General features: G+C 66.1%; 20 protein-coding genes. 9 read left to right on the top strand and 11 right to left on the bottom strand.

From position 1 onward, the window contains the following. The 10 genes from K4043_RS04245 to asnS all read right to left on the bottom strand — a co-directional run bounded on the left by K4043_RS04245 (nt 1) and on the right by asnS (nt 9,770). Nucleotides 1-687: a DUF2461 domain-containing protein gene (locus K4043_RS04245; RefSeq protein ID WP_123730823.1), complete on the bottom strand. Its 687-nt coding sequence runs from the start codon at nt 685-687 to the stop codon at nt 1-3. Further along, nucleotides 684-2,123: an exodeoxyribonuclease I gene (gene sbcB, locus K4043_RS04240; RefSeq protein WP_265308314.1), complete on the bottom strand. Its 1,440-nt coding sequence runs from the start codon at nt 2,121-2,123 to the stop codon at nt 684-686. Before sbcB ends, K4043_RS04245 begins: the two co-directional genes overlap by 4 nt. Continuing rightward, on the bottom strand, nt 2,123-3,490 hold the full coding sequence (locus K4043_RS04235; RefSeq protein ID WP_265308313.1) for an NAD(P)/FAD-dependent oxidoreductase: 1,368 nt from the start codon (nt 3,488-3,490) through the stop codon (nt 2,123-2,125). Before K4043_RS04235 ends, sbcB begins: the two co-directional genes overlap by 1 nt. A gap of 34 nt (nt 3,491-3,524) precedes the next feature. Then, nucleotides 3,525-4,802 carry a kynureninase gene (kynU, locus tag K4043_RS04230; protein WP_152153361.1) on the bottom strand — a complete coding sequence of 426 codons (1,278 nt, stop codon included), beginning with the start codon at nt 4,800-4,802 and terminating at the stop codon, nt 3,525-3,527. A 927-nt stretch (nt 4,803-5,729) separates the two neighbouring features. Further along, nucleotides 5,730-6,257: a 3-hydroxyanthranilate 3,4-dioxygenase gene (locus tag K4043_RS04225; protein WP_123729658.1), complete on the bottom strand. Its 528-nt coding sequence runs from the start codon at nt 6,255-6,257 to the stop codon at nt 5,730-5,732. 24 nt (nt 6,258-6,281) lie between these two features. Further along, complete coding sequence (gene can / locus K4043_RS04220) at nt 6,282-6,944, bottom strand: carbonate dehydratase (protein WP_123729657.1); 663 nt, start codon at nt 6,942-6,944, stop codon at nt 6,282-6,284. Between the two features lie 74 nt (nt 6,945-7,018). After that, the gene (locus tag K4043_RS04215; protein ID WP_265308312.1) at nt 7,019-7,729 is read right to left on the bottom strand and encodes an FMN-binding negative transcriptional regulator; all 711 of its coding nucleotides are present in this window, start codon (nt 7,727-7,729) and stop codon (nt 7,019-7,021) included. A gap of 6 nt (nt 7,730-7,735) precedes the next feature. Continuing rightward, nucleotides 7,736-8,050: a hypothetical protein gene (locus K4043_RS04210; RefSeq protein WP_046273331.1), complete on the bottom strand. Its 315-nt coding sequence runs from the start codon at nt 8,048-8,050 to the stop codon at nt 7,736-7,738. Continuing rightward, a complete protein-coding gene (locus K4043_RS04205) occupies nt 8,047-8,352 on the bottom strand; it encodes a hypothetical protein (protein WP_102787980.1) in 306 nt (101 codons plus the stop codon). The genes K4043_RS04210 and K4043_RS04205 overlap by 4 nt, the downstream gene beginning before the upstream one ends. Nucleotides 8,353-8,375: 23 nt before the next feature. After that, entirely contained in the window at nt 8,376-9,770 is a 1,395-nt protein-coding gene (gene asnS / locus K4043_RS04200; RefSeq protein WP_123729655.1) for an asparagine--tRNA ligase, read from the bottom strand. 185 nt (nt 9,771-9,955) lie between these two features. Between asnS and K4043_RS04195 the strand changes: the two genes are divergently transcribed. From K4043_RS04195 to zipA, 6 genes are all read left to right on the top strand, one after another. Further along, nucleotides 9,956-10,294 carry an iron-sulfur cluster assembly accessory protein gene (locus K4043_RS04195; protein WP_123729654.1) on the top strand — a complete coding sequence of 113 codons (339 nt, stop codon included), beginning with the start codon at nt 9,956-9,958 and terminating at the stop codon, nt 10,292-10,294. A gap of 167 nt (nt 10,295-10,461) precedes the next feature. Further along, the gene (gene rpsF / locus K4043_RS04190) at nt 10,462-10,902 is read left to right on the top strand and encodes a 30S ribosomal protein S6 (protein ID WP_088434172.1); all 441 of its coding nucleotides are present in this window, start codon (nt 10,462-10,464) and stop codon (nt 10,900-10,902) included. 11 nt (nt 10,903-10,913) lie between these two features. After that, nucleotides 10,914-11,144, top strand: coding sequence for a 30S ribosomal protein S18 (gene rpsR, locus K4043_RS04185; RefSeq protein WP_002804494.1), 231 nt, complete (start codon nt 10,914-10,916; stop codon nt 11,142-11,144). Between the two features lie 155 nt (nt 11,145-11,299). Further along, nucleotides 11,300-11,752, top strand: a complete 453-nt coding sequence (gene rplI, locus K4043_RS04180) for a 50S ribosomal protein L9 (protein ID WP_123729653.1) — start codon at nt 11,300-11,302, stop codon at nt 11,750-11,752. Nucleotides 11,753-12,639: 887 nt separating this feature from the next. After that, the gene (smc, locus tag K4043_RS04175) at nt 12,640-16,143 is read left to right on the top strand and encodes a chromosome segregation protein SMC (protein ID WP_265308311.1); all 3,504 of its coding nucleotides are present in this window, start codon (nt 12,640-12,642) and stop codon (nt 16,141-16,143) included. Nucleotides 16,144-16,190: 47 nt separating this feature from the next. Then, a complete protein-coding gene (gene zipA, locus K4043_RS04170) occupies nt 16,191-16,928 on the top strand; it encodes a cell division protein ZipA (protein ID WP_265308310.1) in 738 nt (245 codons plus the stop codon). Nucleotides 16,929-16,955: 27 nt separating this feature from the next. Here the strand turns inward: zipA and K4043_RS04165 are convergent, their stop codons facing one another. Then, a complete protein-coding gene (locus tag K4043_RS04165) occupies nt 16,956-18,077 on the bottom strand; it encodes a pyridoxal phosphate-dependent aminotransferase (RefSeq protein ID WP_265308309.1) in 1,122 nt (373 codons plus the stop codon). Between the two features lie 127 nt (nt 18,078-18,204). Between K4043_RS04165 and ligA the strand changes: the two genes are divergently transcribed. The 3 genes from ligA to epmA are packed head-to-tail and all read left to right on the top strand — an operon-like array spanning nt 18,205 to nt 22,108. After that, nucleotides 18,205-20,667, top strand: a complete 2,463-nt coding sequence (gene ligA, locus K4043_RS04160; protein WP_123729649.1) for an NAD-dependent DNA ligase LigA — start codon at nt 18,205-18,207, stop codon at nt 20,665-20,667. Nucleotides 20,668-20,681: 14 nt separating this feature from the next. Further along, nucleotides 20,682-21,167 carry a GNAT family N-acetyltransferase gene (locus K4043_RS04155; RefSeq protein WP_265308308.1) on the top strand — a complete coding sequence of 162 codons (486 nt, stop codon included), beginning with the start codon at nt 20,682-20,684 and terminating at the stop codon, nt 21,165-21,167. Further along, on the top strand, nt 21,164-22,108 hold the full coding sequence (gene epmA / locus K4043_RS04150; protein ID WP_265308307.1) for an EF-P lysine aminoacylase EpmA: 945 nt from the start codon (nt 21,164-21,166) through the stop codon (nt 22,106-22,108). The genes K4043_RS04155 and epmA overlap by 4 nt, the downstream gene beginning before the upstream one ends. The last annotated feature ends 18 nt before the right edge of the window (nt 22,109-22,126 follow it).

Raw genomic sequence — 22,126 nt, 5'->3', positions numbered from 1 at the left:
TCAGAACTCCAGGTCCAGCGCCGCGCACAGGTAATCCACGAAGGGAGCCAGCGTGACCAGGTCGGCCGCGATGGTCTGGCGCAGGCGCGGGCCGGTCATCGTGGCGTCGTCCAGCGAGCGCCAGAAGACCCAGTTGCGGTGCTTGAGATCGTCGATGAACTCGAAGTCCGGCTCGAACCCGCGTGGGGCGCGCACCAGCTTCTCGCTTTCCTCGAAATCGAACTTCTTGCGCAGCACCGGCGAATGCGCGGCGGCCTTCCAGCTGCCGGGGTTGTCGACGATGAAGTGCCGCACCTTGCGCTGGGTGGCCGGCTCGGGATGCCACAGCCCCGCGCCGACGAAACTCTCGCCCGGCTGCAGGTGGATATAGAACGAAGGGGCCGGTACCTGCTTGCGGCGCTCATGGAACAGGCGCGCGCCCTGCCAGCTCTTGTAGGGCGACTTGTCGTTGGAGAAGCGCGCATCGCGGTAGATGCGGAACAGCGAGCCACCCACGGTGCGCGGATCAGCGCGGAAGTGCTCGCTGACCGCAGCCAGGTCAGGCTGCAGATCGGTGATCAGGCGCAGGAACGGCTGCCGGACGTGCTCTTCGTACCTGGGCTTGTGCTCGTTGAACCAGGTCTTGTCGTTGTTGCGGGCAAGGCCACGCAGGAACGTGAAGGTGGCCGGGCTGAAATACGTGCTCATAGGCTGCTCTGCAGGTGGGTGCCCCAGTCGCGCAGCTGCTGCAGCAGGGCGAGCTTGCCGGTATCGTCGGCGTGCTCTGCGGCCAGTGCATCCAGCTGCGCGGTGAACTGCGGCAGGGTCTGTTCGCCCAGCGATGCATCGCCGAGCAGGCGCTGGCGACGATAGTCGTTCCAGCGTGAGCGCTCGGTGGTGTCCAGGGTGTCCAGGTAGTTGCGGGCGCGGTACCGGAACAGCAGCTCGGGCATGCGCGGATCGCGCAGTCGCTCGGCGAAGCTGGCCAGTTCGGCCGGTGGGCTGGTGCGGATTCGCGACATCAGGGATTTGTCGCCGTCGGCGAGGAAACCGTCGTACAACGAGGCGTCCACATCGCTCGGCGCGAGCGTGCGCTCACCCGAGTACACCTGGCGGACCTTCTCGGCCAGGGCGGGACCGATCTGGCGCAGGCGCTCGGCCTTGGCCTCGATCGCGGCCGGGTCGATGCCCAGGCGCGCATGGTCGGCTGGACGCAGGTGGTTCCAGGCGACCAGCGCCGGGACCTTGTTGAGGTGCACTTCCTTGAGCGGCACGCGCTGCTCCCCCTCGGCCATGTCGGCCGCGCGGGTGTAAAGGCGCGCGGCGATGGTTTCCGGCGGCAGATCGAGCAGCGGCTCGATATCGCCCTCCAGATCGAGCGCGATGATGCGGTTGTTGATGAAGGGATGGCGCGCCAGCGGCAGCACGGGTGCGGCGCACATGCGCTGGGCCGGGTAGCGCATCGAGATGTGCAGCACCGGCAGCATCGCCTCCACATCCAGCAGGCTGCCCACGAAGCGCTTGTCGCGCAGTTTCAGCGCGTAGTCCCAGAGCCGTGGCTGGGCCTGCTTGAACAGCTTCGCCAGACCGATTGTCGCGTACACGTCGGACAGCGCTTCATGTGCATCGCCCTGACGGACGTTGTTGGCCGTGGCCAGATGCTCGAGCTTGAACGAAGTGGCGCCGTCTTCGCGCTGCGGCCAGACAATGCCGTCCGGGCGCAGCGCATGCAGCAGCCGCATCATGTCCAGCAGATCCCAACGCGAATTGCCGTTGCGCCATTCGCGTTCGTAGGGGTCGTAGAAGTTGCGGAACAGCCCGTGGCGGACGAACTCATCGTCGAAGCGCAGCGTGTTGTAGCCCAGCGAGCAGGTGCCCGGCTGCGCCATCAGGTCGTTGATCCGCGCGAACGCCTCGGCCTCGGTGACGCCGGCGCTCAGCGCATGCTGCGGGGTGATACCGGTGATCAGCGTGGCGATCGGCGAGGGCAACAGATCATCAGCCGGTTTGACGTAGAAGCTGACGGGTTCTTCGAGGATGTTCAGATCGGCATCGGTGCGGATACCGGCGAACTGCGCAATGCGCGTGCGGCGCGGGTCCTGACCAAAGGTTTCCAGGTCATAGAACAGGAAGCTGTCGGCCATCAGTGCGCGCCCTCCAGGACGGGCAGTTGTTCGTGGATCAGCTGCTCCAGCGCGGCCCAGTCGATATGCGCCAGGGTGTCGTGCCCGGCAGTAGCTTCCTCCAGCATGCGCCGCTGCAGCTCGGTGCGCGCCAGCGCAACGGCGTATGGGGTACGCAGGAAGGTGACCATCGTGTAATGCGGCACGAAGCGGGTCGGCCAGCGCGCCTGCAGCGCCTGTTCCAGTTCACGCTGCAGCAGGAACTGCGGATCGGCCACGCGGTCGCGCATCTCCAGGTAGTTCTCCAGCGCCATCTGCTGGATCGCCTCGGCGTTCGGCTTGCGGTCCACTTCGAATGCAGCGAAGGCCTTGCCCAGCGAATCCTGCTCCAGCAGATGCCCGGCCAGGGCGATGCAGTCTTCGAAGGCGCAGTTCATGCCTTGGCCGTGGAACGGGACCATCGCGTGGGCGGCATCGCCGATCAGTACCGCGCGGCCCTTCATGTGCCAGTGTTTGAGGTGCAGCGTGCCCAGCAGGCCCGGCGGATGCTGCTCCCAGTCGCGGCGCAGGTTCGGGATCAGCGGCAGCGCATCGGGGAAGTCGCGCGCGAACAGCGCCTCGGCCTCGGCCCCGCTGTTGGTGGTGGCAAAGCTCGGATCGCCCTCGTTGGGCAGGAACAGCGTGACCGTGAACGTACCTTCGTCGTTCGGCAATGCGATGCACATGTAGTGCCCGCGCGGCCAGATATGCAGCGCATTGGCCTCGATCCGGAACCCACCATCGTCGGTCGGCGGGATTTCCAGCTCCTTGTAGGAGTGATCCAGGAAGTCGATGCGCTCGTCCAGCGGCTGCTTCCGGTTCATCGCCGCGCGCAGTGCCGAGCCGGCACCATCGGCACCGATCAGAGTGTCGAAGCGGATGTCGTGCGGCTGGTCGTCGCGGTCATCGATGAAGCGCGCGTAGCCGGCATCGAAATCCACCGTGTGCAGGCGGCGGTGGAAGTGCACGGTGGCACCGGCATCCTCGGCCAGCTGCAGAAGGGTGGTGTTGAGGTCCTTGCGGTGGATCGACCAGATCACTTCGCTGTCGTCGCGCCCATAGCGTTGCAGCTGCGGCGCGCCGTCGCGCGGGTGGATCATGCGCCCACGCATCATCACCGCCTTGGCCATGACCGCGTCTTCGACCCCGGCCTGGCGCAGCGCGTGCCGGCCACGTTCAGCGAGTGCCAGATTGATCGAGCGACCGGACTCGTAATCGCTCACGCGCGGATCGCCGCGGCGCTCATACAAGGTGATCTGCCAGCCCTGGCGGGACAGCAGGATGGCCAGCAAGGAACCGGCCAGGCCAGCGCCGATGATGCTCAGCGAGCGGGAGGGGGTAGCGATCAAGGCGATGTCCGTGGGGGTGGGGAGGGCGGTTGGGTCAAAGACCGGCCCAGGCTTCCACTTCCTCGACGAAGTGGTGCAGGTCGAGATAGCGGTTGTACAGCGGTGTCGGCGAGATGCGGATCACGTCGGGCTCGCGCCAGTCGCCGAGCACGCCCACGGTCTGCAGGTACTCGAACAGGCTGCGGCCGCGCTCGCGGCCACCGGCCACGCGCAGCGAGAGCTGGCAGCCGCGGCGATCCGGCTCCGAAGGCGTCAGTACTTCCAGCACGCCGGACAGGCGCGCACGCACCAGCGCATCCAGCATGCCGGTCAGGCGCAGCGACTTGGTCCGTAGCGCGTCGATGCCACCGGCCTTGTCGACGACATCCAGGGCAGCGCGCAGCGGGGCAAGGCCCAGCACTGGCGGATTGCTGAGCTGCCAGCCCTCGGCACCGACCGCAGGCACGAACTGCGGCGCCATCTTGAAGCGGGTGGCTTCTTCATGGCCCCACCAGCCGGCGAAGCGCGGCAGCGTGGCATCGCGGTGATGGCGCTCGTGCACGAAGCAGCCGGCCACGGCGCCCGGGCCGGCGTTGAGGTACTTGTAATGGCACCACACGGCGAAATCCGGCGCGATGTCGTGCAGCTGCAACGGCACATTACCCACCGAATGCGCCAGATCGAAACCGACGCGGGCGCCCTGCAGGCGCGCCATGCGGGTGATGGCGTCCAGATCGAACACCTGGCCACTGCGGTACTGCACGCCGGGCCACAGCACCAGCGCCAGGCGCGGGCCATGTTCGGTGATCGCGCGTTCGATCGCCTGCAGCGAGATCGTGCCGTTGGGTTCGTCGGGCTGCACTTCGATCAGATCGGTATCGGGGTTGAAGCCATGGAAGCGGATCTGCGATTCCACTGCATGCCGATCCGTCGGGAAGGCGCCGGCCTCCATGAGGATGACGGGGCGTTCGGCGGTGGGCCGGTAAAAGCTGACCATCATCAGGTGCAGGTTGACGCTGAGGGTGTTCATCGCCACGACTTCGCTGGGCAGGGCGCCCACCACGCGGGCGAGCTGTTCGCTGACCAGGCGGTGGTAGTGCAGCCACTGGGTGTCGCCGGTGAAGTGACCTTCTACCGCCAGCGAGGCCCATTTATCCATGACTTCCTGGACGGCGGCACGTGCGCCGCGCGGCTGCAGACCCAGCGAGTTGCCGACGAAGTAGGTCTGGTCGCGGTGGTTGTGCTGGGGGAAGACGAATTCGTTGCGCAGGGCGCGCAGCGGGTCGGCGGCGTCCAGGGCAACGGCATGGGTGCGGCTGAGGAGTTCGGACATGGTGCAACCGGCGGTGTCAGTGAGCCGACAGTTTATCCGGGTGGTGGGGGTGTGGGCTGAATCTGGCTTGCGGTGCTGATTTGGCGTGGGCTGGTGGTTGGCAGCTGGCGCTTAAGGTGGAAGGCGGACCCAACGCCAAAGCCAAAGCCAAAGCCAAAGCGTACGGAGTGACGTTCCAGTGTACGGGCCGGTGTGGGTGGGTCTGCTGGACCCGCCGCAAGTACGTCCATGTAGGCTCGTAGTGCGGCATCCATGCCGCACACGGTCCTGCAGACCCACCCACCCCGACCCGCTGACAATTGGCCGGTGCATACGGAAAAAGGGCAGGCGCCTGCGCTTTGGACTGTTCTTTGGTGCGGCTTGAGGGCTGAGGATCGGTGTGCCAACAACGGTGAACAATGCGCTCACTCGCCGCAGCTTGGTATTGCCTGTCGTGATCAAACACGACGGCGTCGCTTGCTCAGTCAACTGGGAGGTTTACGCTTCAACCTTCGGAGCCGGTCCAGACTCAAACGCAGTCGCAGACACAGTCATTCATGCCTACGCCGAGGTTGGCGGCGCTGGGACCAGCGTAGTCTGATCTTGCCTGTGCGGCTGCGGCGCAGTATCAGCAGAAGCAGTCACGGCAGCGATAGCCGCACTGGCACTGGCGCTGGAACGGGCGCGAGCAGAATCCGAAGCAGCAGAAGCAACAGAAGCAGGGGCGCTGGCTCTAGCTCTGCTCTTTTCCATGCGCACCGACGAAGTGTGGATGGGTCGGTGGGGGTGGGTTTCCGGGACCGTGTGCGGCATGGATGCCGCACTACGAGCCTACATGGACGTACTTGCGGCGGGTCCAGGAAACCCGCCCCCATCGGCCCACTCCCAGTCCATTCAACGGCTGACTTTCAAGCTCTCAAGCTTCGATGCTCTAAAGCTGGCGAACCATCACCCCTCAACAGCGACCTTCGCAGGCAGCGGATCCACATGTCCGCACGCATCGCACGTGCGCAACTCCAGCGAAGAGTGATAGCGATCGAACACCTTCGGCAGATCCGTCTCGATGTTCTCCAGCGCAAAAAACTCCTCGTACAACTTGTGATTGCACCGCTCGCAGAACCACATCAACCCATCGCGCTCATGCGCCAGCCGCTTGCGCTCCACCACCAGGCCCACACCGCCCGGCGGGCGGCGCGGCGAATGCGGCACACCGCCCGGCAACAGGAAGATCTCGCCAGCGCGGATCGGAATGTCGCGCACCGCGCCATCCTCCTGCACCTTCAGCGTCATCTCCCCTTCAAGCTGATAGAACCACTCCGGGCCCTCGTCGTAATGGAAATCCGTGCGGCTGTTCGGGCCGCCGACCACCATCACGATGAAATCGCCGTCCTCGATCATCTTGTTGCCGACCGGCGGCTTCAACAGATGCCGGTTTTCGTCGATCCAGCCGAGCAGGTTGATGGGTGAGGCAAGCATGGGCGATTCCCGTAAAAGGAAGAGTCAGTCGCGCCGACCGTGGCGCGGCACGTAGGACAGGGCCTTTTCGTAGGCCGCCTGCAGCTCTTCCGGTGCGCCGACATCGATGCCCATCTCGCGCACCCGGCCGTCCTTCAGGCTGTATACCCAGCCGTGCACCATCAGCTTCTGGCCGCGTGCCCAGGCGTCCTGCACGATCGTAGAACGGCACGCGTTGACCACCTGCTCGATCACGTTCAGCTCGCACAGGCGCGCATGCTTCAGCGCCGGATCCTCGATCGCCTCCATGATCGCCGAGTGCTTCTGCGCCACATCGCCGACATGGCGCAGCCAGTTGTCGGCCAGGCCCACGCGCGTGTTGTTCAAGCTGGCGTGCACACCGCCGCAGCCGTAATGGCCCACGATCAGGATGTGCTTGACCTTCAGCTGATCCACGGCGTACTGGATCACGCTCAGGCAGTTCAGATCGGTATGCACCACGACGTTGGCCACGTTGCGGTGCACGAAGACTTCGCCCGGTGCCATGCCGATGATCTGGTTGGCCGGCACGCGCGAATCGGAACAGCCGATCCACAGGTATTCCGGGTGCTGCTGCTTGGCCAGCTGGTGGAAGAACTCCGGGTCTTCTTTCTCGATCCGGTCCGCCCATTCGCGGTTGTTCTGCAGCAGCTTGTGGATGTCTTTCATCGTGCGGGGTCCCTGACGTCGGGTGGGGGCAAGGCGCGGCCAGGGTGGCCGCGTCGTCGCAGGAGCGGGGAGGGTCAGTCGGCGGCAGTGCCGCCCTCGCGGCGCCAGCGCATCCACTGCGCCAGCTCGCGTGATGCCGGGGCGTCCAGTGCCGACAGCGCGTCGATCACGCTGGACTGGTTGGCCTCGGGGTGGTTCTGGCTGAGCTTGAGCTTGATCTGCACCTGCGCCGGGCGGAAGCGGAAACCGACGATGCCGGCGAGCATGCGCTGTTGGCGCGGCTCGATCGGCAGCAGGTCCCAGTCGCCGCCGACCTGCGCTTCATAGTGCGCGCTCAGGCCGTCCAGCATCGCGATCAGCGCATCATCGTCGGTCACCGGCTCCAGCACGCCGCGCAGTTCCGCGGCGGCGTAGTTCCAGGTCGGCACACGCGCCTGCGCAGCCTTGTGTTCACCCCGTCCCTGGGGCTCACCCTGCGGGCCAGCCTTCGGCTGTCCAACGCCGTTCCTGACGGCATTGTCCGGATACCAGCCTGGCGATACATACGCATGCGGGCCGTGCACCAGCACCAACGCGGGGCCGGCGTGGCCCGCCTGCGGGTTGGGCTTGGCCCAGTGGCCTTCGATCAGGATGCCGTCGGCATCGCGCCGGTACAGCACCGGCATCCGCGTGGCCTGCGGCAGGCCGTCGACCCCGGTCGTGACCAAGGTGACGAACGCATCGCGCGCCAGCAGCCGGTCCAGCCAGATCAGGTCGGTCTCGACGAAGGCGGACGGGATGAACATCGTCGGTTACGCGCGGGCGCCCAGGCTCTGGATCATGCGGCCGTGCAGTGCGTCATCGCTGTCGGCCTGTGGCGGCTGCACTTCATGCAGCGAGAAGCCGCGCACCAGGGCGTCTTCTTCATCAAGACCGTCGTAGGCGACGAACTCGGCGTCGAACAGCTGCGAGCGTGCGGTGTCTTCGCTGTCATAGCTCAGCGTGTTGCCGTCGCTGTCCAGCACCTCGGCGGTGCCGGCCGGGCGCACGCGCAGGCGGGCCCAGATCAGCGTGTTGCCGAGGCTGGCCAGGAACCACTCGTCGTGGTGGGAAGTGTCGTCGTTCATGTGATTACCATCGAAAGCAGCCAGAGCAGGGCAGCCATGCCCAGTCCAGCAAGCAGCGTAAGCAGGGAAAGCCAGGCCGGCGCGGCCAGGCCGGTCAGCGAGCGGTCGGTGCTCTGGCGATAGTCGCGGCCGAGCAGCCAGCGCAGCGCATCCGGGCGCAGGAACGCGCCCGTGCCGAAACGATCCGCCAGCGCCGGGTGGCGGTCGCGGATGTGGACCAGGGTCAGCGGCCAGAAGATCACGAAGGCACTGAACCCGGCGATCGCCACGCCGACGAAACACAGCGCGAAGAACAGGGTCATGGTTCAGTGCCTCCGTAGGTCGATCAGAATTCGGCGCTGCCCGGTGCGCGCGGGTAGGGGATCGCGTCGCGGATGTTGCTCAGCCCGCACACGTAAACCACCAGGCGCTCGAAGCCCAGGCCGAAGCCGGCGTGCGGCACCGAACCGTAGCGGCGGAAATCGCGGTACCAGCCGTAATGCGCCGGATCCAGGCCGAACTGCGCCATGCGCGCATCCAGCACATCCAGGCGCTCTTCACGCTGGCTGCCGCCGATGATCTCGCCGATGCCCGGGGCCAGCACGTCCATCGCCGCGACGGTCTTGCCGTCGTCGTTCAGGCGCATGTAGAACGCCTTGATGTGCTCGGGGTAGTTGGTCACCACCACCGGGCGACCGATGTGTTCTTCGGTCAGCCAGCGCTCGTGCTCGGTCTGCAGGTCCAGGCCCCATTCGACCGGGAAGTCGAACTTCTTGCCCGAGTTCTGCAGCAGCTTCACCGCTTCGGTGTAGTCGATCTGCTCGAACGGGGCGTTGATGAAGTCTTCCAGCTTGGTGATCGCGTTCTTGTCCACGCGCTCGGCCAGGAAGGCCAGGTCATCGCCACGCTCATCGAGCACCGCGCGGAACAGGTACTTCAGGAACTGCTCGGCCAGGCGCGCGTCTTCGGCCAGATCGGCGAAGGCGATTTCCGGCTCGATCATCCAGAACTCCGCCAGATGGCGGGTGGTGTTGGAGTTCTCGGCACGGAAGGTCGGGCCGAAGGTGTAGACCTTGCTCAGCGCCAGGCAGTAGGCCTCGACGTTCAGCTGGCCGGACACGGTCAGGAAGGTTTCCTTGCCGAAGAAATCGCGGCTGAAATCCACCTCGCCCTTTTCGTTGCGCGGCAGGTTGGCCATGTCCAGGGTCGAGACCCGGAACATCTGGCCGGCACCTTCGGCATCGGACGTGGTCACGATCGGGGTACTGATCCAGTTGAAGCCGTTCTGGTGGAAGAAGCGGTGTACGGCCTGGGCCAGGCAGTTGCGGATGCGGGTGACCGCACCGAACAGGTTCGTGCGCGGGCGCAGGTGCGCCACTTCCCGCAGGAACTCCGGGCTCATCGGCTTGGGCTGGATCGGGTAGGTCAGCGGGTCTTCGACCAGGCCGACGATCTCGATGTCGCTGGCCTGGATCTCGAAGGACTGGCCCTTGCCCTGGGATTTGACCAGGGTGCCGCGGGCGATCACCGAGCAGCCCGGGGTCAGGCTCTTGATGTCGTCGAAATTGGCCAGGGTGTCATTGGCCACCACCTGGATGGGGGCGAAGCAGGAGCCATCGGTGACATTGACGAAGGCAAGCGCCGCAGAGCCGCGCACCGTGCGGACCCATCCGCGTACTGTTGCCTCGCCGCCTTCCGGGATCTTCCCGGCAAGCGCATGTTCAACGCTGACCACCGTCATGACTTGAATCCTCTATTGATCGACTCGATCTCTGAACACGGAGTTTAACGGGTGCGGTGTTCGGCTTGCGAGGCATTTCTCGCGTCCCCCGGGGGCTGCGCGCCGCGTGAACCGCAGCTGCGGCCGCCGAGGCCGGGCCGCGCCATACCCTCTATAATGATCACGATCCGCTGGAGTTGCCTGTCATGGCCGTAAGCCTTACCCCTGTTGCCTTTGCCCGTGTGCAGAAGTTTGTCGAGCAGACCCCCGGCGCGCTGGGCCTGCGTTTCGGCGTGACCCGCACCGGCTGTTCCGGCTGGGGGCACATCACCGATCTGGCCCGCGATGAGCGCGAAGGCGACACCGTGTTCGAGCAGGACGGGGTCCGTATCTATGTGGATGCCACCAGTCTGGACCTGGTCGACGGGACCGAAATCGACTTCGGCAAGCACGGGCTGAGTGAAACCTTCACGTTCAGGAACCCGAACGCGACCGCCGAATGCGGCTGCGGCGAGAGCTTCACGACCGAGGCCGACAAGGCCTGATCGCCCGCGCGCCGGGCCTGTTCAGCCCGCCCGGCTTGCCTGAAACCCCTTCTGCTGCCACAATGCGCGGCTTCCTGCCTGATTCCGGGCAGGACCCTTGCCCCACCGCGTTCACCTGCGGGGGGCTGTCCGGCCCTCAAAGGGCCACATCCGAAAGGTAAAAACACATGAGTCGTCATTACGAAGTCGTGTTCCTGGTCCATCCGGACCAGAGCGAACAGGTCCCGGCCATGATCGAGCGCTACAAGGCGCTGGTCGAGAACGGCAACGGCACCATCCACCGTCTGGAAGATTGGGGCCGTCGTCAGCTGGCTTACCCGATCCAGAACCTGGTGAAGGCCCACTACGTCATGCTCAACATCGAGTGCGACCAGGCCGTGCTGAGCGAGCTGGTGGAGAGCTTCCGCTTCAACGACGCCGTGCTGCGCAACCTCGTCATCAAGCGTGACGAAGCTGACACCGAGCAGTCGCTGATCATGAAGAGCAAGGACGAGAAGGGTGACAAGCCCGAGCGTGGCGAGCGTCGTCGTCGTGATGACGAAGAAGGTGAAACCACCCCCGCCGCCGCTGACACCGATGCCGGCGATGACGCCGCTTCGGCCGCTTAAGGAGCACTGACATGTCCAAGTTCTTCCGTCGTCGCAAGTTCTGCAAGTTCACGGCCGAAGGTGTCAAGGAGATCGATTACAAGGATCTCAACACCCTGCGCCAGTACCTCACCGAGAACGGCAAGATCGTGCCGAGCCGCGTGACCGGTACCAAGTCGAAGTACCAGCGCCAGCTGGCAACGGCCGTCAAGCGCGCCCGTTTCCTGGCCCTGATTCCGTACACCGACAACCACGACGTCTGATGAAGGCTGGCGACTTCGAGTCGCCGCTTTCGCGGATCCGGCCGCCCGCGCTGTAAAGCGTCGGGCGGTCTTATGGATTCGCCGTTCGGATATTCGGACAGCCATCCGCTGCGGGGCCTGAGCCTCGCTAACGAATACATATTTGGAGCTACACCATGAAGCTGATTCTTCTTCAGAAGGTCACCAACCTCGGCGGTCTGGGCGATCTGGTCGACGTGAAGCCGGGCTACGGCCGCAACTTCCTCGTCCCGACCGGCAAGGCCGTTCCGGCCACCGCGACCAACGTGGCTGAGTTCGAAGCCAAGCGCGCTGATTACGAAGCCAAGGCCCAGTCGATCCACGCTGACGCCGAAGCCCGCAAGGCGAAGCTGGAAGGCAAGAGCGTCACGATCGCTGCGAACGCTTCGACCGAAGGCAAGCTGTACGGTTCGGTTGGCCCGCGCGATATCGCCGAAGCCTTCACCGCTGCCGGCCTGCCGCTGGAAAAGAGCGAAGTGATCCTGGGCGAAGGCGCATTCCGCAACGTGGGCGAGTACGAGGTGACTGTTCACCTGCACGCCGACGTGGAAACCACCGTCAAGGTGGTTGTGGAAGCCGAAAAGGCCTGATCCCTGCCGAAAGGCGGGAGTCACTGAAACGGGCGCCCGCGAGGGTGCCCGTTTTTGTTTTTAGCGACTGCAACGGCCACGGCAACAGCAACAGCAACAGCAACAGCTGGGCGCCTTGATGGCAGCGGCGGGAGGGCGCCGGGTAGCCTGGGCCGGGACCCGCCGTAAACCCGTCCATGGGGGCTCGAAATGCGCCATCCATGGCGCATTACGGTCCCGGCCCAGGCTACCCGGCACCCTCCAGTCAAATGTCCGGTCCGGGCGGTTGGAAGAGCTGGCGTCCGCCGGCTGGGGCGGGCGGTACCCAAGCCGGCATGCTCCGGGTCCAGGCCCAGGTAGATCCACGCCATGCGTGGATGCTCTTGCTTTTCGTACCGCCCCAGCGGCGTATGGCGTGGCTTTACCCCGGTGTCGACGCGCCGACGATGGCGAACAGGTCGTGTCATGTCAGGTCGGGCCAAGTCAGGCCAAGCGAAGTCAAGCCAAGCGAAGTCAAGCCAAGCCACGGCCGCCATGCCTCGGCTCTTATCCCGCACGCCAGCCATGTGTCTACGGGATGGCGTGGGTGGGGTGGCGGGACCGTAAGGCGCCATGGATGGCGCATTTCGAGCCCCCATGGACGGGTTCACGGCGGGTCCCGCGACCCCACCCACGCCGTCCCGCCACGCACCAACCTGAAATGCCGCTTCTGCTCTGGCTCTGGCTACGGCCACGGCCAACACCAGCCCCCGCAGCCCGCTGAACACCCGCCCCGTTATACTCAGGCTATCGCGTCGCCCCCGGGGCCATTGAAACCCTGCAACATCAATGGCTTGAAGGGTAAATCCGCTCCGTAATCCACCATGGTGGGGGTCGCTTCAGACCTTCGCCCGGAAAACCATCACGCCATGCGTCTGTCCACGATCAAACTGTCCGGATTCAAATCCTTCGTCGATCCGACCACGCTGCACCTGCCGACCAACATGACCGGCGTGGTGGGGCCCAATGGCTGTGGCAAATCCAACATCATCGACGCCGTGCGCTGGGTCATGGGCGAAAGCTCCGCCAGCCGCCTGCGCGGCGACTCGCTCACCGACGTCATCTTCTCCGGCTCCTCCGCCCGTAAGCCCGTCTCGCAGGCCACCGTCGAACTGATCTTCGACAATACCGACCACACCATCACCGGTGAGTACGCCTCGTTCAACGAGATCTCGGTCAAGCGTACAGTCAGCCGCGACGGCAGCAGCAACTACTACCTCAACGGCACCAAATGCCGCCGGCGCGACATCACCGATCTGTTCCTCGGCACCGGCCTGGGGCCGCGCAGCTACTCGATCATCGAGCAGGGCATGATCAGCAAGATCATCGAGGCCCGGCCTGAAGATCTGCGCGTGTATCTGGAAGAGGCCGCCGGCATCTCCAAGTACAAGGAGCGCCGCAAGGAAACCGAAACCCGCATCCGCCATACCCGCGAAAACCTGGATCGCCTCGGCGACCTGCGCGAGGAAATCGGCAAGCAGCTCGAACACCTCAAGCGCCAGGCGCGCCAGGCCGAGCAATACCAGGCGTTGCAGGAAGAACGCAAGATCAAGGATGCCGAGTGGAAGGCACTGGAGTATCGCGGCCTGGATGGGCGCCTGGGCGGACTGCGCGAAGCGCTGTCGCGCGAGGAAACGCGCCTGCAGCAGTTGATCGCTGAACAGCGTGACGCCGAAGCGCGCATTGAAACCAGCCGGCTGCGCCGCGAAGAAGCCTCCGATGCGCTCAACACCGCGCAGGCCGAGGTGTACCAGGTTGGCAGCACGCTGGCCCGCCTGGAACAGCAGATCCAGCATCAGCGCGAAATGTCGCAGCGACTGAACAAGGCGCGCGACGAAGCCCAGCAGGCGCTGGCCGATCTGGGCCAGCACATCAGTGGCGATGAGGCCAAGCTGATGGTGCTGCGCGAAGCGGTCGATGACGCCGAGCCGCGCCTGGAGCAGCTGCAGGAAGAAAACGAAATCAAACAGGAAGCCCTGCGCGACGCCGAGGCCCGTCTGGCCGATTGGCAGCAGCGCTGGGAAGCCCATACCCGCCATACCTCGGAAGCCTCGCGTGCCGGTGAAGTTGAACGCACCCGCGTGGACTATCTGGACCGCCAGGTGCTGGAAGCCGACCGCCGCCGCGAGTCGCTGCAGGCCGAGCGCGCCGGGCTGGATCTGGACGCATTGGCCGAGGTGTTCGAGGAGCTGCACATCCAGCACGAGACCCAGAAGGCCTCGCTGGACACGCTCAACGAGCAGGTCGAAGAACGCAAACTTGTCGTGGCCGGGCTGCAGGATCGCCAGCGTACCGGTCAGACCGAGCTGGCCGAGATCCGCAAGCAGGCCCAGGCCGCACGCGGCCGGTTGTCCTCCTTGGAAACCCTGCAGCAGGCAGCGCTGGGCCAGGAGCAGGGCGCAGCGGTGGCGTGGCTGAAGGCGCGGGGGCTGGATTCCGGCGCGCGCGTCGGTGAGCGGCTGACCGTGGAGAGTGGCTGGGAAAACGCCGTGGAAAGCGCGCTCGGTCAGCTGATCGAAGGTGTGCTGGTCGATGCACCGGAATCGCTGGTGGATGCACTGGGCGAACTCGGGGAGGGCCGCATCGCGCTGGTCTCGGCCGAACAGGACGCGCTGACCGTCGCGCCGACCTCGTTGGCCGCGAAAGTGCAGGGCCCGACGGCGATCCGTCGCCTGCTGGCGCGCCTGCATGCCGCCGAGGATCTCGAGGCCGCGCGTGCACTGCAGGCGACCCTGGGTGAGGGCGACTCGGTCATTACCCGCGGTGGCGAGCGCTTGGGCGAGGGCTGGGTGCGCGTGTCGCGCTCCGGCGCGGCCAAGCAGGGCGCACTGCTGCGCGAGCGCGAGATCGTCACCCTGCGCGAGCAGATCGACACGCTTCAGGACCGCGAAGCCGCACTGGAAGAACAGTTGGCCGGCTTCCGTGACCAGTTGCTGGCCGGTGAGCAGCAGCGCGAAGATGCGCAGCGCCAGCTGTACCTGGCCCATCGCAGCGTGTCCGAACTCGGCGGCCAGCTGCAGAGCCAGCAGGGCAAGGTGGAGGCCGCGCGCACCCGCATTGATCGCATCGAAGGCGAACTGGTGCAGCTGCTGGAAACGCTGGATGCCGGCCGTGAGCAGGTGCGCGAGGCACGCTCGCGGCTGGACGATGCGGTCACCAGCATGGGCGATCTGGAATCCGTCCGCGCCGCGCTGGAAGGCGAGCGCCGCCAGTTCACCGATGCCCGTGATCAGGCTCGCGATCAGGCCCGCAACGTACGTGAAGCGGCGCACTCGCTCGCGCTGACCCTGGAATCGCAACGCGCGCAGATTGCGTCGCTTAGCCAGGCGCTGGAACGCATGAGCACGCAGCGCGGGCAGCTGGATACGCGCCTGGGCGAACTGCACTCGCAGCTCGATGAGGGCGATTCACCGGTCAAGACGCTGGAGGCCGAACACCAGAACGCGCTCGGCGAGCGCGTCCGCGCCGACCGGGTGCTGGGCGAGGCGCGCACGCTGCTGGATGGCATCGATGCCGAGCTGCGCACCTTCGAACAGACCCGCCATCAGCGCGACGAACAGGCGCTTGCGCAGCGCGAGCGGATTTCCCAGCGCAAGCTCGACCAGCAGGCGCTGGTGCTCAGCGCCGACCAGCTGTCGGCCTCGGTGGAGAAGGCCGGCTTCGTGCTGCAGGACGTGATCAACGGCCTGCCCGAGGATGCGCGCATCACCGACTGGGAGCAGACGGTCCATCAGATCGACGGCCGCATGCGCCGCCTGGAGCCGGTGAACCTCGCCGCCATCCAGGAATATGGCGAGGCCTCGCAGCGTTCGGAGTACCTGGATGCGCAGAACACCGACCTCACTACCGCGCTGGAAACCCTGGAAGACGCGATCCGCAAGATCGACCGCGAGACCCGCGGCCGCTTCAAGGACACCTTCGACCGCGTCAACGCTGGCGTGCAGCAGTTGTACCCGCGCCTGTTCGGTGGTGGCCATGCGTACCTGGAACTGACGGGTGAAGACCTGCTCGACACCGGTGTTGCGATCATGGCGCGGCCGCCGGGCAAGCGGGTGTCGAGCATCTCACTGCTGTCCGGTGGCGAGAAGGCGATGACCGCGGTGGCGCTGGTGTTTGCGATCTTCCAGCTCAACCCGGCGCCGTTCTGCCTGCTGGACGAGGTGGACGCGCCGCTGGACGAAGCCAACGTCGGCCGCCTGGCCAACATGGTCAAGGAAATGAGCGAGAAGGTTCAGTTCCTGTTTGTGAGCCACAACAAGGCCACGATGGAGGCTGCGCACCAGCTTTCCGGCGTGACCATGCGCGAACCGGGCGTCAGCCGACTGGTCAGTGTCGACCTGGAGGAAGCCGCACGATTGGCGGGCGCGGCGTGACGTGCCATCCTTAAGTACCTGAATGATTTAGCCGGAGAACCTCCCGAATGTCCGACATGGCACTGCTCCGCATCGGCATCCTGGCCGCCGGCCTGCTGTTGATCGCTGCGATCTTCCTGTTTGGCCGTCCGAAAAAGAAAGTGCAGGGCCGCCGTGTCGAGGGTGCTGAAGGCACCAACGGCCAGCGCCGCGAGCCCGTACTGGGCGAGGGCGAGACCCCGGCCGATGGCGCTGCACCCGTTGTGGGCGAAGACGGCGTCACCCAGCCCGAGCTCGGCCTGCCCGAGGTGGATGCCGGTCCGGCCAGTGACCTTGGCAAGCGCACCACCCAGGATTTCGACAAGATCGTCTCGCTGTTCGTGGCCGCTCGTGCCGGTGAGCAGCTGCGCGGCGAAGACATCGTCGTTGCTGCGGAAAAGACCGGCCTGGTATTCGGCCACATGAATGTCTTCCACCGTCTGGTCGAAGGCCATCCTGAGCGCGGCCCGATCTTCTCGATGGCCAGCATCATGAAGCCGGGCAGTTTCGACATGGCCAACATCCGCGAGATGGAAACGCCGGCGATCGCCTTCTTCCTGACCTTGCCGGCGCCGCTGACCGCGCTGGACGCCTGGGAAAAGATGCTGCCGACCGTGCAGCGCATGGGCGAACTGCTCGATGGCGTGGTGCTCGATGACAGCCGCAACGCCCTGGGGCGCCAGCGCATCGCGCACATCCGCGATGAGCTGCGTGCCTACGACCGCCAGCATCAGGCCCCGCCGCTCACCAAAGCACCGCGTTGGTGATCAAGTAGAGCCGACCAACGGTCGGCTCTACCCGGTGCGGCTGACCACCGCCTCGAACGCCTCACGGAAGTGCGCCATCTCGGCGGCGGTCCCGACGGTCACGCGCACCCGCTGCGGCCAGATCGGCCAGCTGCGGCCGATGACCACGCCGCGCTCGGCCATTGCCGCGGAAAACGCTGCGCCGTCACGCTGCACATCGATCACGAAACAGTTCGCTTCGGAAGGCACGCAGGTAAATCCACGCTTGCCCAGCCAGGCGATGGTCTCCTGCCGGGCCAGGGCATTCTCTGCCTTGCGCTGTGCAATCAACCCGGGGTCGCGCAGGCTTGCCAGGCCGGCGGCCACCGCGGTGACCGGCAGCGGGTTGTCGCCGAGGCTGGCCAGTTCCTTCAGCCGATCCGGATGCGCAGCGGCCACACCGAGGCGCAGGCCGGCCATGCCATAGAGCTTGGAGAAGGTGCGCAGCACGATCACGTCATCGCGCTGCATCACCTGGGCGATCACCGAGCGTTGTTCGCTGTACTGGAGGTAGGCCTCATCGACCAGCACCCGGGTCTGCGCAGGCTTGTTGGCCAGCAGCCAGGCGAGGTCGGCGGCCGGGGTGATCGAGCCGGTGGGATTGTTGGGGTTGCACAGGTACATCAGGCCGGCATTGACCGTCGCGGCAGCCGCCGCCATCGCACGCACATCATGTGCCCCGTCGGCGCGCAGCGGCACCTTGGCCACGGTGGCCCCACGCGCAGCCGCAAGATCGCCCAGCGCCTCGAAGGTGGGATCGGCGACGACCAGCCCCGCGCCAGGCGAGGACCAGAGCACTGCCGCCCGGTTCAGTGGCTCGCTGGAGCCCGGATACAGCCGCACGTGATCCTTGCCGATGCCTTCCTGCTGGGCGAACAGGTCGCGCAGCGCACCGGCCAGAGCAAACAGATACCGCCCGCTGCCGGCGACGATGTCGCGCGCCGCGGCCTGCGCGGCGGGCGATGGCCCATACGGGCATTCGTTGAAGTTCAGCAGCACCGGTCCCCCACTGGCGGGGAGCGCGCGCGACGGCGCGGCCGATGCGGGCAGTACGCCCAGGCCGGACAACGCCAGGCCGGTACCGGCCAGTTGCAGAAACGAGCGACGGGAAGCGGCAAGGGCAGGGGTCACGGCGCACCGGGCAAAGAGGGGTTCGGCGCAACCTAGCGCCACTGCGAAGTGGCGGCAAGCGTTCTTCACTGCGCGCAGGAGCGGGGGGAGGGGTAAAATTGAATGCCCCACCAGGATCGCCTTCCGCATGACCCCCAGCCCCGCCGCACGTGCCGACGTCCTGCGCCGCCAGATCGAGGATGCCGGCAAGGCATACCACGAGCGCGACGAGCAGTTGATTCCCGACGTCGAGTACGACCTGCTGGTGCGTGAGCTGGAGGCAATCGAACAGGCGCACCCGGAACTGGCCGCGGCCGACTCGCCCACCCGGCAGGTCGGTGGCAAGGCCTCTTCGCGCTTCGCCGAGGTCCGCCATGCGGTGCCGATGCTGTCGCTGGGCAATGCCTTCAGCGATGAGGAAGTCCAGGATTTCGTGCGCCGCATCGGCGAGCGCCTGCGCCGCAGTACGCTGCATTTTTCAGCCGAACCCAAACTCGACGGTTTGGCGATCAGCCTGCGCTACGAGAATGGCCGCTTCGTCCAGGGCGCAACCCGGGGTGATGGCGCCACCGGTGAGGATGTCAGTGCCAATCTGCGCCAGATCAGTGTGATCCCGCAGACGCTCAACGGCGAAGGCTGGCCTGAGGTGTTGGAAGTACGCGGCGAGGTCTACATGGCCCGCGCTGATTTCGAGGCCTACAACGCCGATGCCCGGCTGCATGACGGCAAGGTGCTGGCCAATCCGCGCAACGCCGCGGCCGGTTCGCTGCGCCAGCTGGATCCGAAGATGAGCGCCAAGCGCAAGCTCAGTTTCTACGCCTATGGCATCGGCCAGGTAGACGGCGGTGAACTGCCGCCCACGCACTCGGCCACGCTCGCCCAGCTGCGTACATGGGGCTTCCCGGTCAGCGACCTGTGCCAGGTGGTCGAAGGTGCGGACGGGCTGCTCGCCTACTACCGTGATATCGGCGAGCGCCGCGATGGCCTGGCCTTCGATATCGACGGTGTGGTCTACAAGCTCGATGACCGCGCCGGACAGGAACAGATGGGCTTCGTCGCGCGTGCCCCGCGCTGGGCGATCGCACACAAGTTCCCGGCACAGGAGCAGACCACCACGGTGGAGGCGATCGAGATCCAGATCGGCCGCACCGGCGCCGCAACCCCGGTGGCGCGCCTGGCACCGGTGGCCGTGGCCGGCGTGATCGTGTCCAACGCGACGCTGCACAACGCCGATCAGATCGCGCGTCTGGATGTCCGCGTGGGCGATACGGTGATCGTGCGCCGCGCTGGCGATGTGATCCCGGAAGTGGTCAGCGTCATCGCCGACCGTCGCCCCGCCGGCACTACCCCGTGGCAGATGCCCTCGCAGTGCCCGGTGTGCGGTTCGGAGATCGTCCGCGAAGAGGGTGAGGCGGCCTGGCGCTGCTCGGGTGAGCTGAGCTGCCCGGCCCAGCGCAAGGAAGCCATCGCGCACTTCGCCTCGCGTCGTGCGATGGATATCGATGGATTGGGCGGCAAGTACATCGAGACGCTGGTCGATGCGGGCATCGTGCGTGGCGTGGCCGATCTGTATCGCCTCCAGCGCGACCAGCTGCTGCAGCTCAAGCTGGTGCTGGATGCCGAGTCGCCCGAGGCCCTGGCCAGCCAGATCGGGCTGCACCTGCCGCCGGAAGGCAGTGGCGATTACCTGCGTGGCATTCTCAGGCTGGATGGCACTGACGAGGCGTGGCGCGCGCAGGCACTGGCGATGCCGGCCACGTTCACCTGGAACACGAAGAAGATCGCGACCAGGTGGGCCGACAACCTGATCGCCGCGATCGACGCCAGCCGCACCACGACGCTGGAACGCCTGCTGTTCGCGCTGGGCATCGAACACGTGGGCGAGAGCACCGCCAAGGCCCTGGCCACCTGGTTCGGGGATCTGGAGCTGATCCGCCACCTGCCGTGGCCGCTGTTCAAGCGCGTGCCGGACATCGGCGGTGAAGTCGCGCGCTCGCTCGGCCACTTCTTCGAGCAGGCCGGCAACCAGGAGGCGATCGATGCACTCCTGCAGGTCGGCCAGGTGCGGATCAGCGATGTGCATCCACCGATCGCCAAGCTGCGCGAGGGTCTGGATTTCGCGCAGCTGCTGGTCGAAGCGGAGATTCCGGGCATCACCCGCCTGCGCGCCGAAAAGCTGGTCGCCATGCTGCCGGACGCTGCCTCGGTGCTGGATGCCGAGCCGGTGCGCTTCGTGGCCGCCGGCCTGCCCAATGAGGTAGCCATGGGCCTGGCCGACTGGCTGGACAGCGAGGGCCACGGGCCGATGCTGCTCAAGGCCGAGGATTACCGCCAGAAGCTGCTGGCGCTGGCGCCGGAACAAGCCGAGCAGGCAACAGGTCCGCTGGAGGGCCAGACCGCTGTGCTGACCGGGACGTTGTCGCAGATGAATCGCGATGAGGCCAAGGCGCGCCTGGAAGCACTGGGTGCCAAGGTGGCCGGCAGTGTGTCCAAGAAGACCTCGTTCGTGGTGGCGGGTGCCGAGGCCGGGTCCAAGTTGACCAAGGCGCAGGAGCTGGGCGTGCCGGTCTGGGACGAAGACCAGCTGGTCGCTTTCCTGGCGAAGTATTGAACAAGAGAGACCGCATGCAGACCGTTTCCCTCGATTTCCGCCTGGCCACCGTCGCTGACACCGCGCTGTTGATCGGGCTGATGCGCGATTTCTACGCCGAAGACCAACTCGATTTCGACGACACCCGCGTGCGCAACGCGTTGGCCGCACTGCTGGAAGATCCGCGCAATGGCGAAGTGCTGTTGTGGCTGGACGAAGCGGGCGCTGTGGTGGGCTACGGTGCGCTGGCGATGGGCTTCAGCCTGGAGCAGGGCGGTCACTTCGCGCTGCTGGACGAGCTTTATCTGGCCCATGCCGCGCGCGGCCGCGGGCGCGGCAAGCAGGCGCTGGCGATTCTGGAGCAGCGTGCCAATGCACGGGGTGTGGAGCGGATGCGGCTGGAAGTGAACCACCACAACGAACTGGCGCGCCGGTTGTACCTGGCCACCGGCTATGTGGATGACACCCGCGATCTGCTGACTCTGCCCTTGGCCCAGCGCCTGAAGGACGCGCGCGCATGATTGCCGCGCTGCGCCAGCGTGCTGCGCTCAACGCGCTGATCCGCGGCTTCTTCGCCGCGCGCGATGTACTGGAGGTTGAAACGCCGATCCTCTCTGCCGCCGGCAATACCGAGCCGAACATCGACAGCTTCCACACCCGTTTCAGCGGGCACGTGGATGCAGGCACGCCGCAACGCTGGCTACGCACCTCGCCGGAGTTTCCCCTCAAGCGGCTGCTTGCCGCCGGGGTGGGGGACTGTTACGAACTCGGCCGCGTGTTCCGTAATGGCGAGGCCGGTGGCCGCCACAACCCCGAGTTCACCATGCTGGAGTGGTATCGGGTGGGCTGGGATCACCGCCGCTTGATCGACGAGACCGCCGAGCTGTTCCGCGCCGCGCTGCAGCTGGTCCAGCGCGAGGCCACGTTGGACGTGATCGATTACCGCGGCCTCTACCAGCGGCACGTCGGGTTGGACCCGTTCGAAGCCAGCCTGGAACAGCTGCAGGCGCCGCTGGCCGAGGTCCGCATCGAGGCCGATGGGCTCACCCGCGACGACTGGCTCGATCTGCTGATGACCCACTGCATCCAGCCGCACTTCCGTGACGACACGATGACGGTGGTGCACGACTGGCCCGCCACCCAGGCGGCCCTGGCCCGGATCCGTCCCGGCACGCCGCCTCTGGCCGAGCGGTTTGAGCTGTATCTGGGCAGTGTGGAGCTGGCCAACGGCTATCACGAGCTGAACGATGCGGCTGAACAACGCGCGCGCTTCGAGCGCGACCATGCCAGACGCACCGCGCGTGGCGACGTGCTGCCCCCGCTGGATGAACGTCTGCTGGCAGCCCTGCCGGCGTTGCCCGACTGCGCGGGCGTCGCGGTCGGCGTGGACCGTCTGTTGATGGCCATGAACCGCACCGGCCGGATCGCCGATGTGCTGGCCTTCGATTTCGCCCGGGCGTGAGGGTGCTTTTGACGCAGT

It is taken from the genome of Stenotrophomonas sp. SRS1 (assembly GCF_026130205.1).
In the GTDB taxonomy this organism is placed as follows: domain Bacteria; phylum Pseudomonadota; class Gammaproteobacteria; order Xanthomonadales; family Xanthomonadaceae; genus Stenotrophomonas; species Stenotrophomonas rhizophila_B.
This window is presented reverse-complemented; position numbering and strand designations above follow the sequence as displayed.

Bases quoted from the DNA above. Each gene is read 5' to 3' on its own strand.
- smc (WP_265308311.1), top strand. From the start codon at position 12,640: ATGCGTCTGTCCACGATCAAACTGTCCGGATTCAAATCCTTCGTCGAT.
- rpsF (WP_088434172.1), top strand. From the start codon at position 10,462: ATGAGTCGTCATTACGAAGTCGTGTTCCTGGTCCATCCGGACCAGAGC.
- K4043_RS04195 (WP_123729654.1), top strand. From the start codon at position 9,956: ATGGCCGTAAGCCTTACCCCTGTTGCCTTTGCCCGTGTGCAGAAGTTT.
- ligA (WP_123729649.1), top strand. From the start codon at position 18,205: ATGACCCCCAGCCCCGCCGCACGTGCCGACGTCCTGCGCCGCCAGATC.
- rpsR (WP_002804494.1), top strand. From the start codon at position 10,914: ATGTCCAAGTTCTTCCGTCGTCGCAAGTTCTGCAAGTTCACGGCCGAA.
- kynU (WP_152153361.1), bottom strand. From the start codon at position 4,802: ATGTCCGAACTCCTCAGCCGCACCCATGCCGTTGCCCTGGACGCCGCC.
- K4043_RS04210 (WP_046273331.1), bottom strand. From the start codon at position 8,050: ATGAACGACGACACTTCCCACCACGACGAGTGGTTCCTGGCCAGCCTC.
- sbcB (WP_265308314.1), bottom strand. From the start codon at position 2,123: ATGGCCGACAGCTTCCTGTTCTATGACCTGGAAACCTTTGGTCAGGAC.
- epmA (WP_265308307.1), top strand. From the start codon at position 21,164: ATGATTGCCGCGCTGCGCCAGCGTGCTGCGCTCAACGCGCTGATCCGC.
- zipA (WP_265308310.1), top strand. From the start codon at position 16,191: ATGTCCGACATGGCACTGCTCCGCATCGGCATCCTGGCCGCCGGCCTG.
- can (WP_123729657.1), bottom strand. From the start codon at position 6,944: ATGAAAGACATCCACAAGCTGCTGCAGAACAACCGCGAATGGGCGGAC.
- K4043_RS04215 (WP_265308312.1), bottom strand. From the start codon at position 7,729: ATGTTCATCCCGTCCGCCTTCGTCGAGACCGACCTGATCTGGCTGGAC.
- rplI (WP_123729653.1), top strand. From the start codon at position 11,300: ATGAAGCTGATTCTTCTTCAGAAGGTCACCAACCTCGGCGGTCTGGGC.
- K4043_RS04245 (WP_123730823.1), bottom strand. From the start codon at position 687: ATGAGCACGTATTTCAGCCCGGCCACCTTCACGTTCCTGCGTGGCCTT.
- K4043_RS04155 (WP_265308308.1), top strand. From the start codon at position 20,682: ATGCAGACCGTTTCCCTCGATTTCCGCCTGGCCACCGTCGCTGACACC.
- K4043_RS04225 (WP_123729658.1), bottom strand. From the start codon at position 6,257: ATGCTTGCCTCACCCATCAACCTGCTCGGCTGGATCGACGAAAACCGG.
- asnS (WP_123729655.1), bottom strand. From the start codon at position 9,770: ATGACGGTGGTCAGCGTTGAACATGCGCTTGCCGGGAAGATCCCGGAA.
- K4043_RS04205 (WP_102787980.1), bottom strand. From the start codon at position 8,352: ATGACCCTGTTCTTCGCGCTGTGTTTCGTCGGCGTGGCGATCGCCGGG.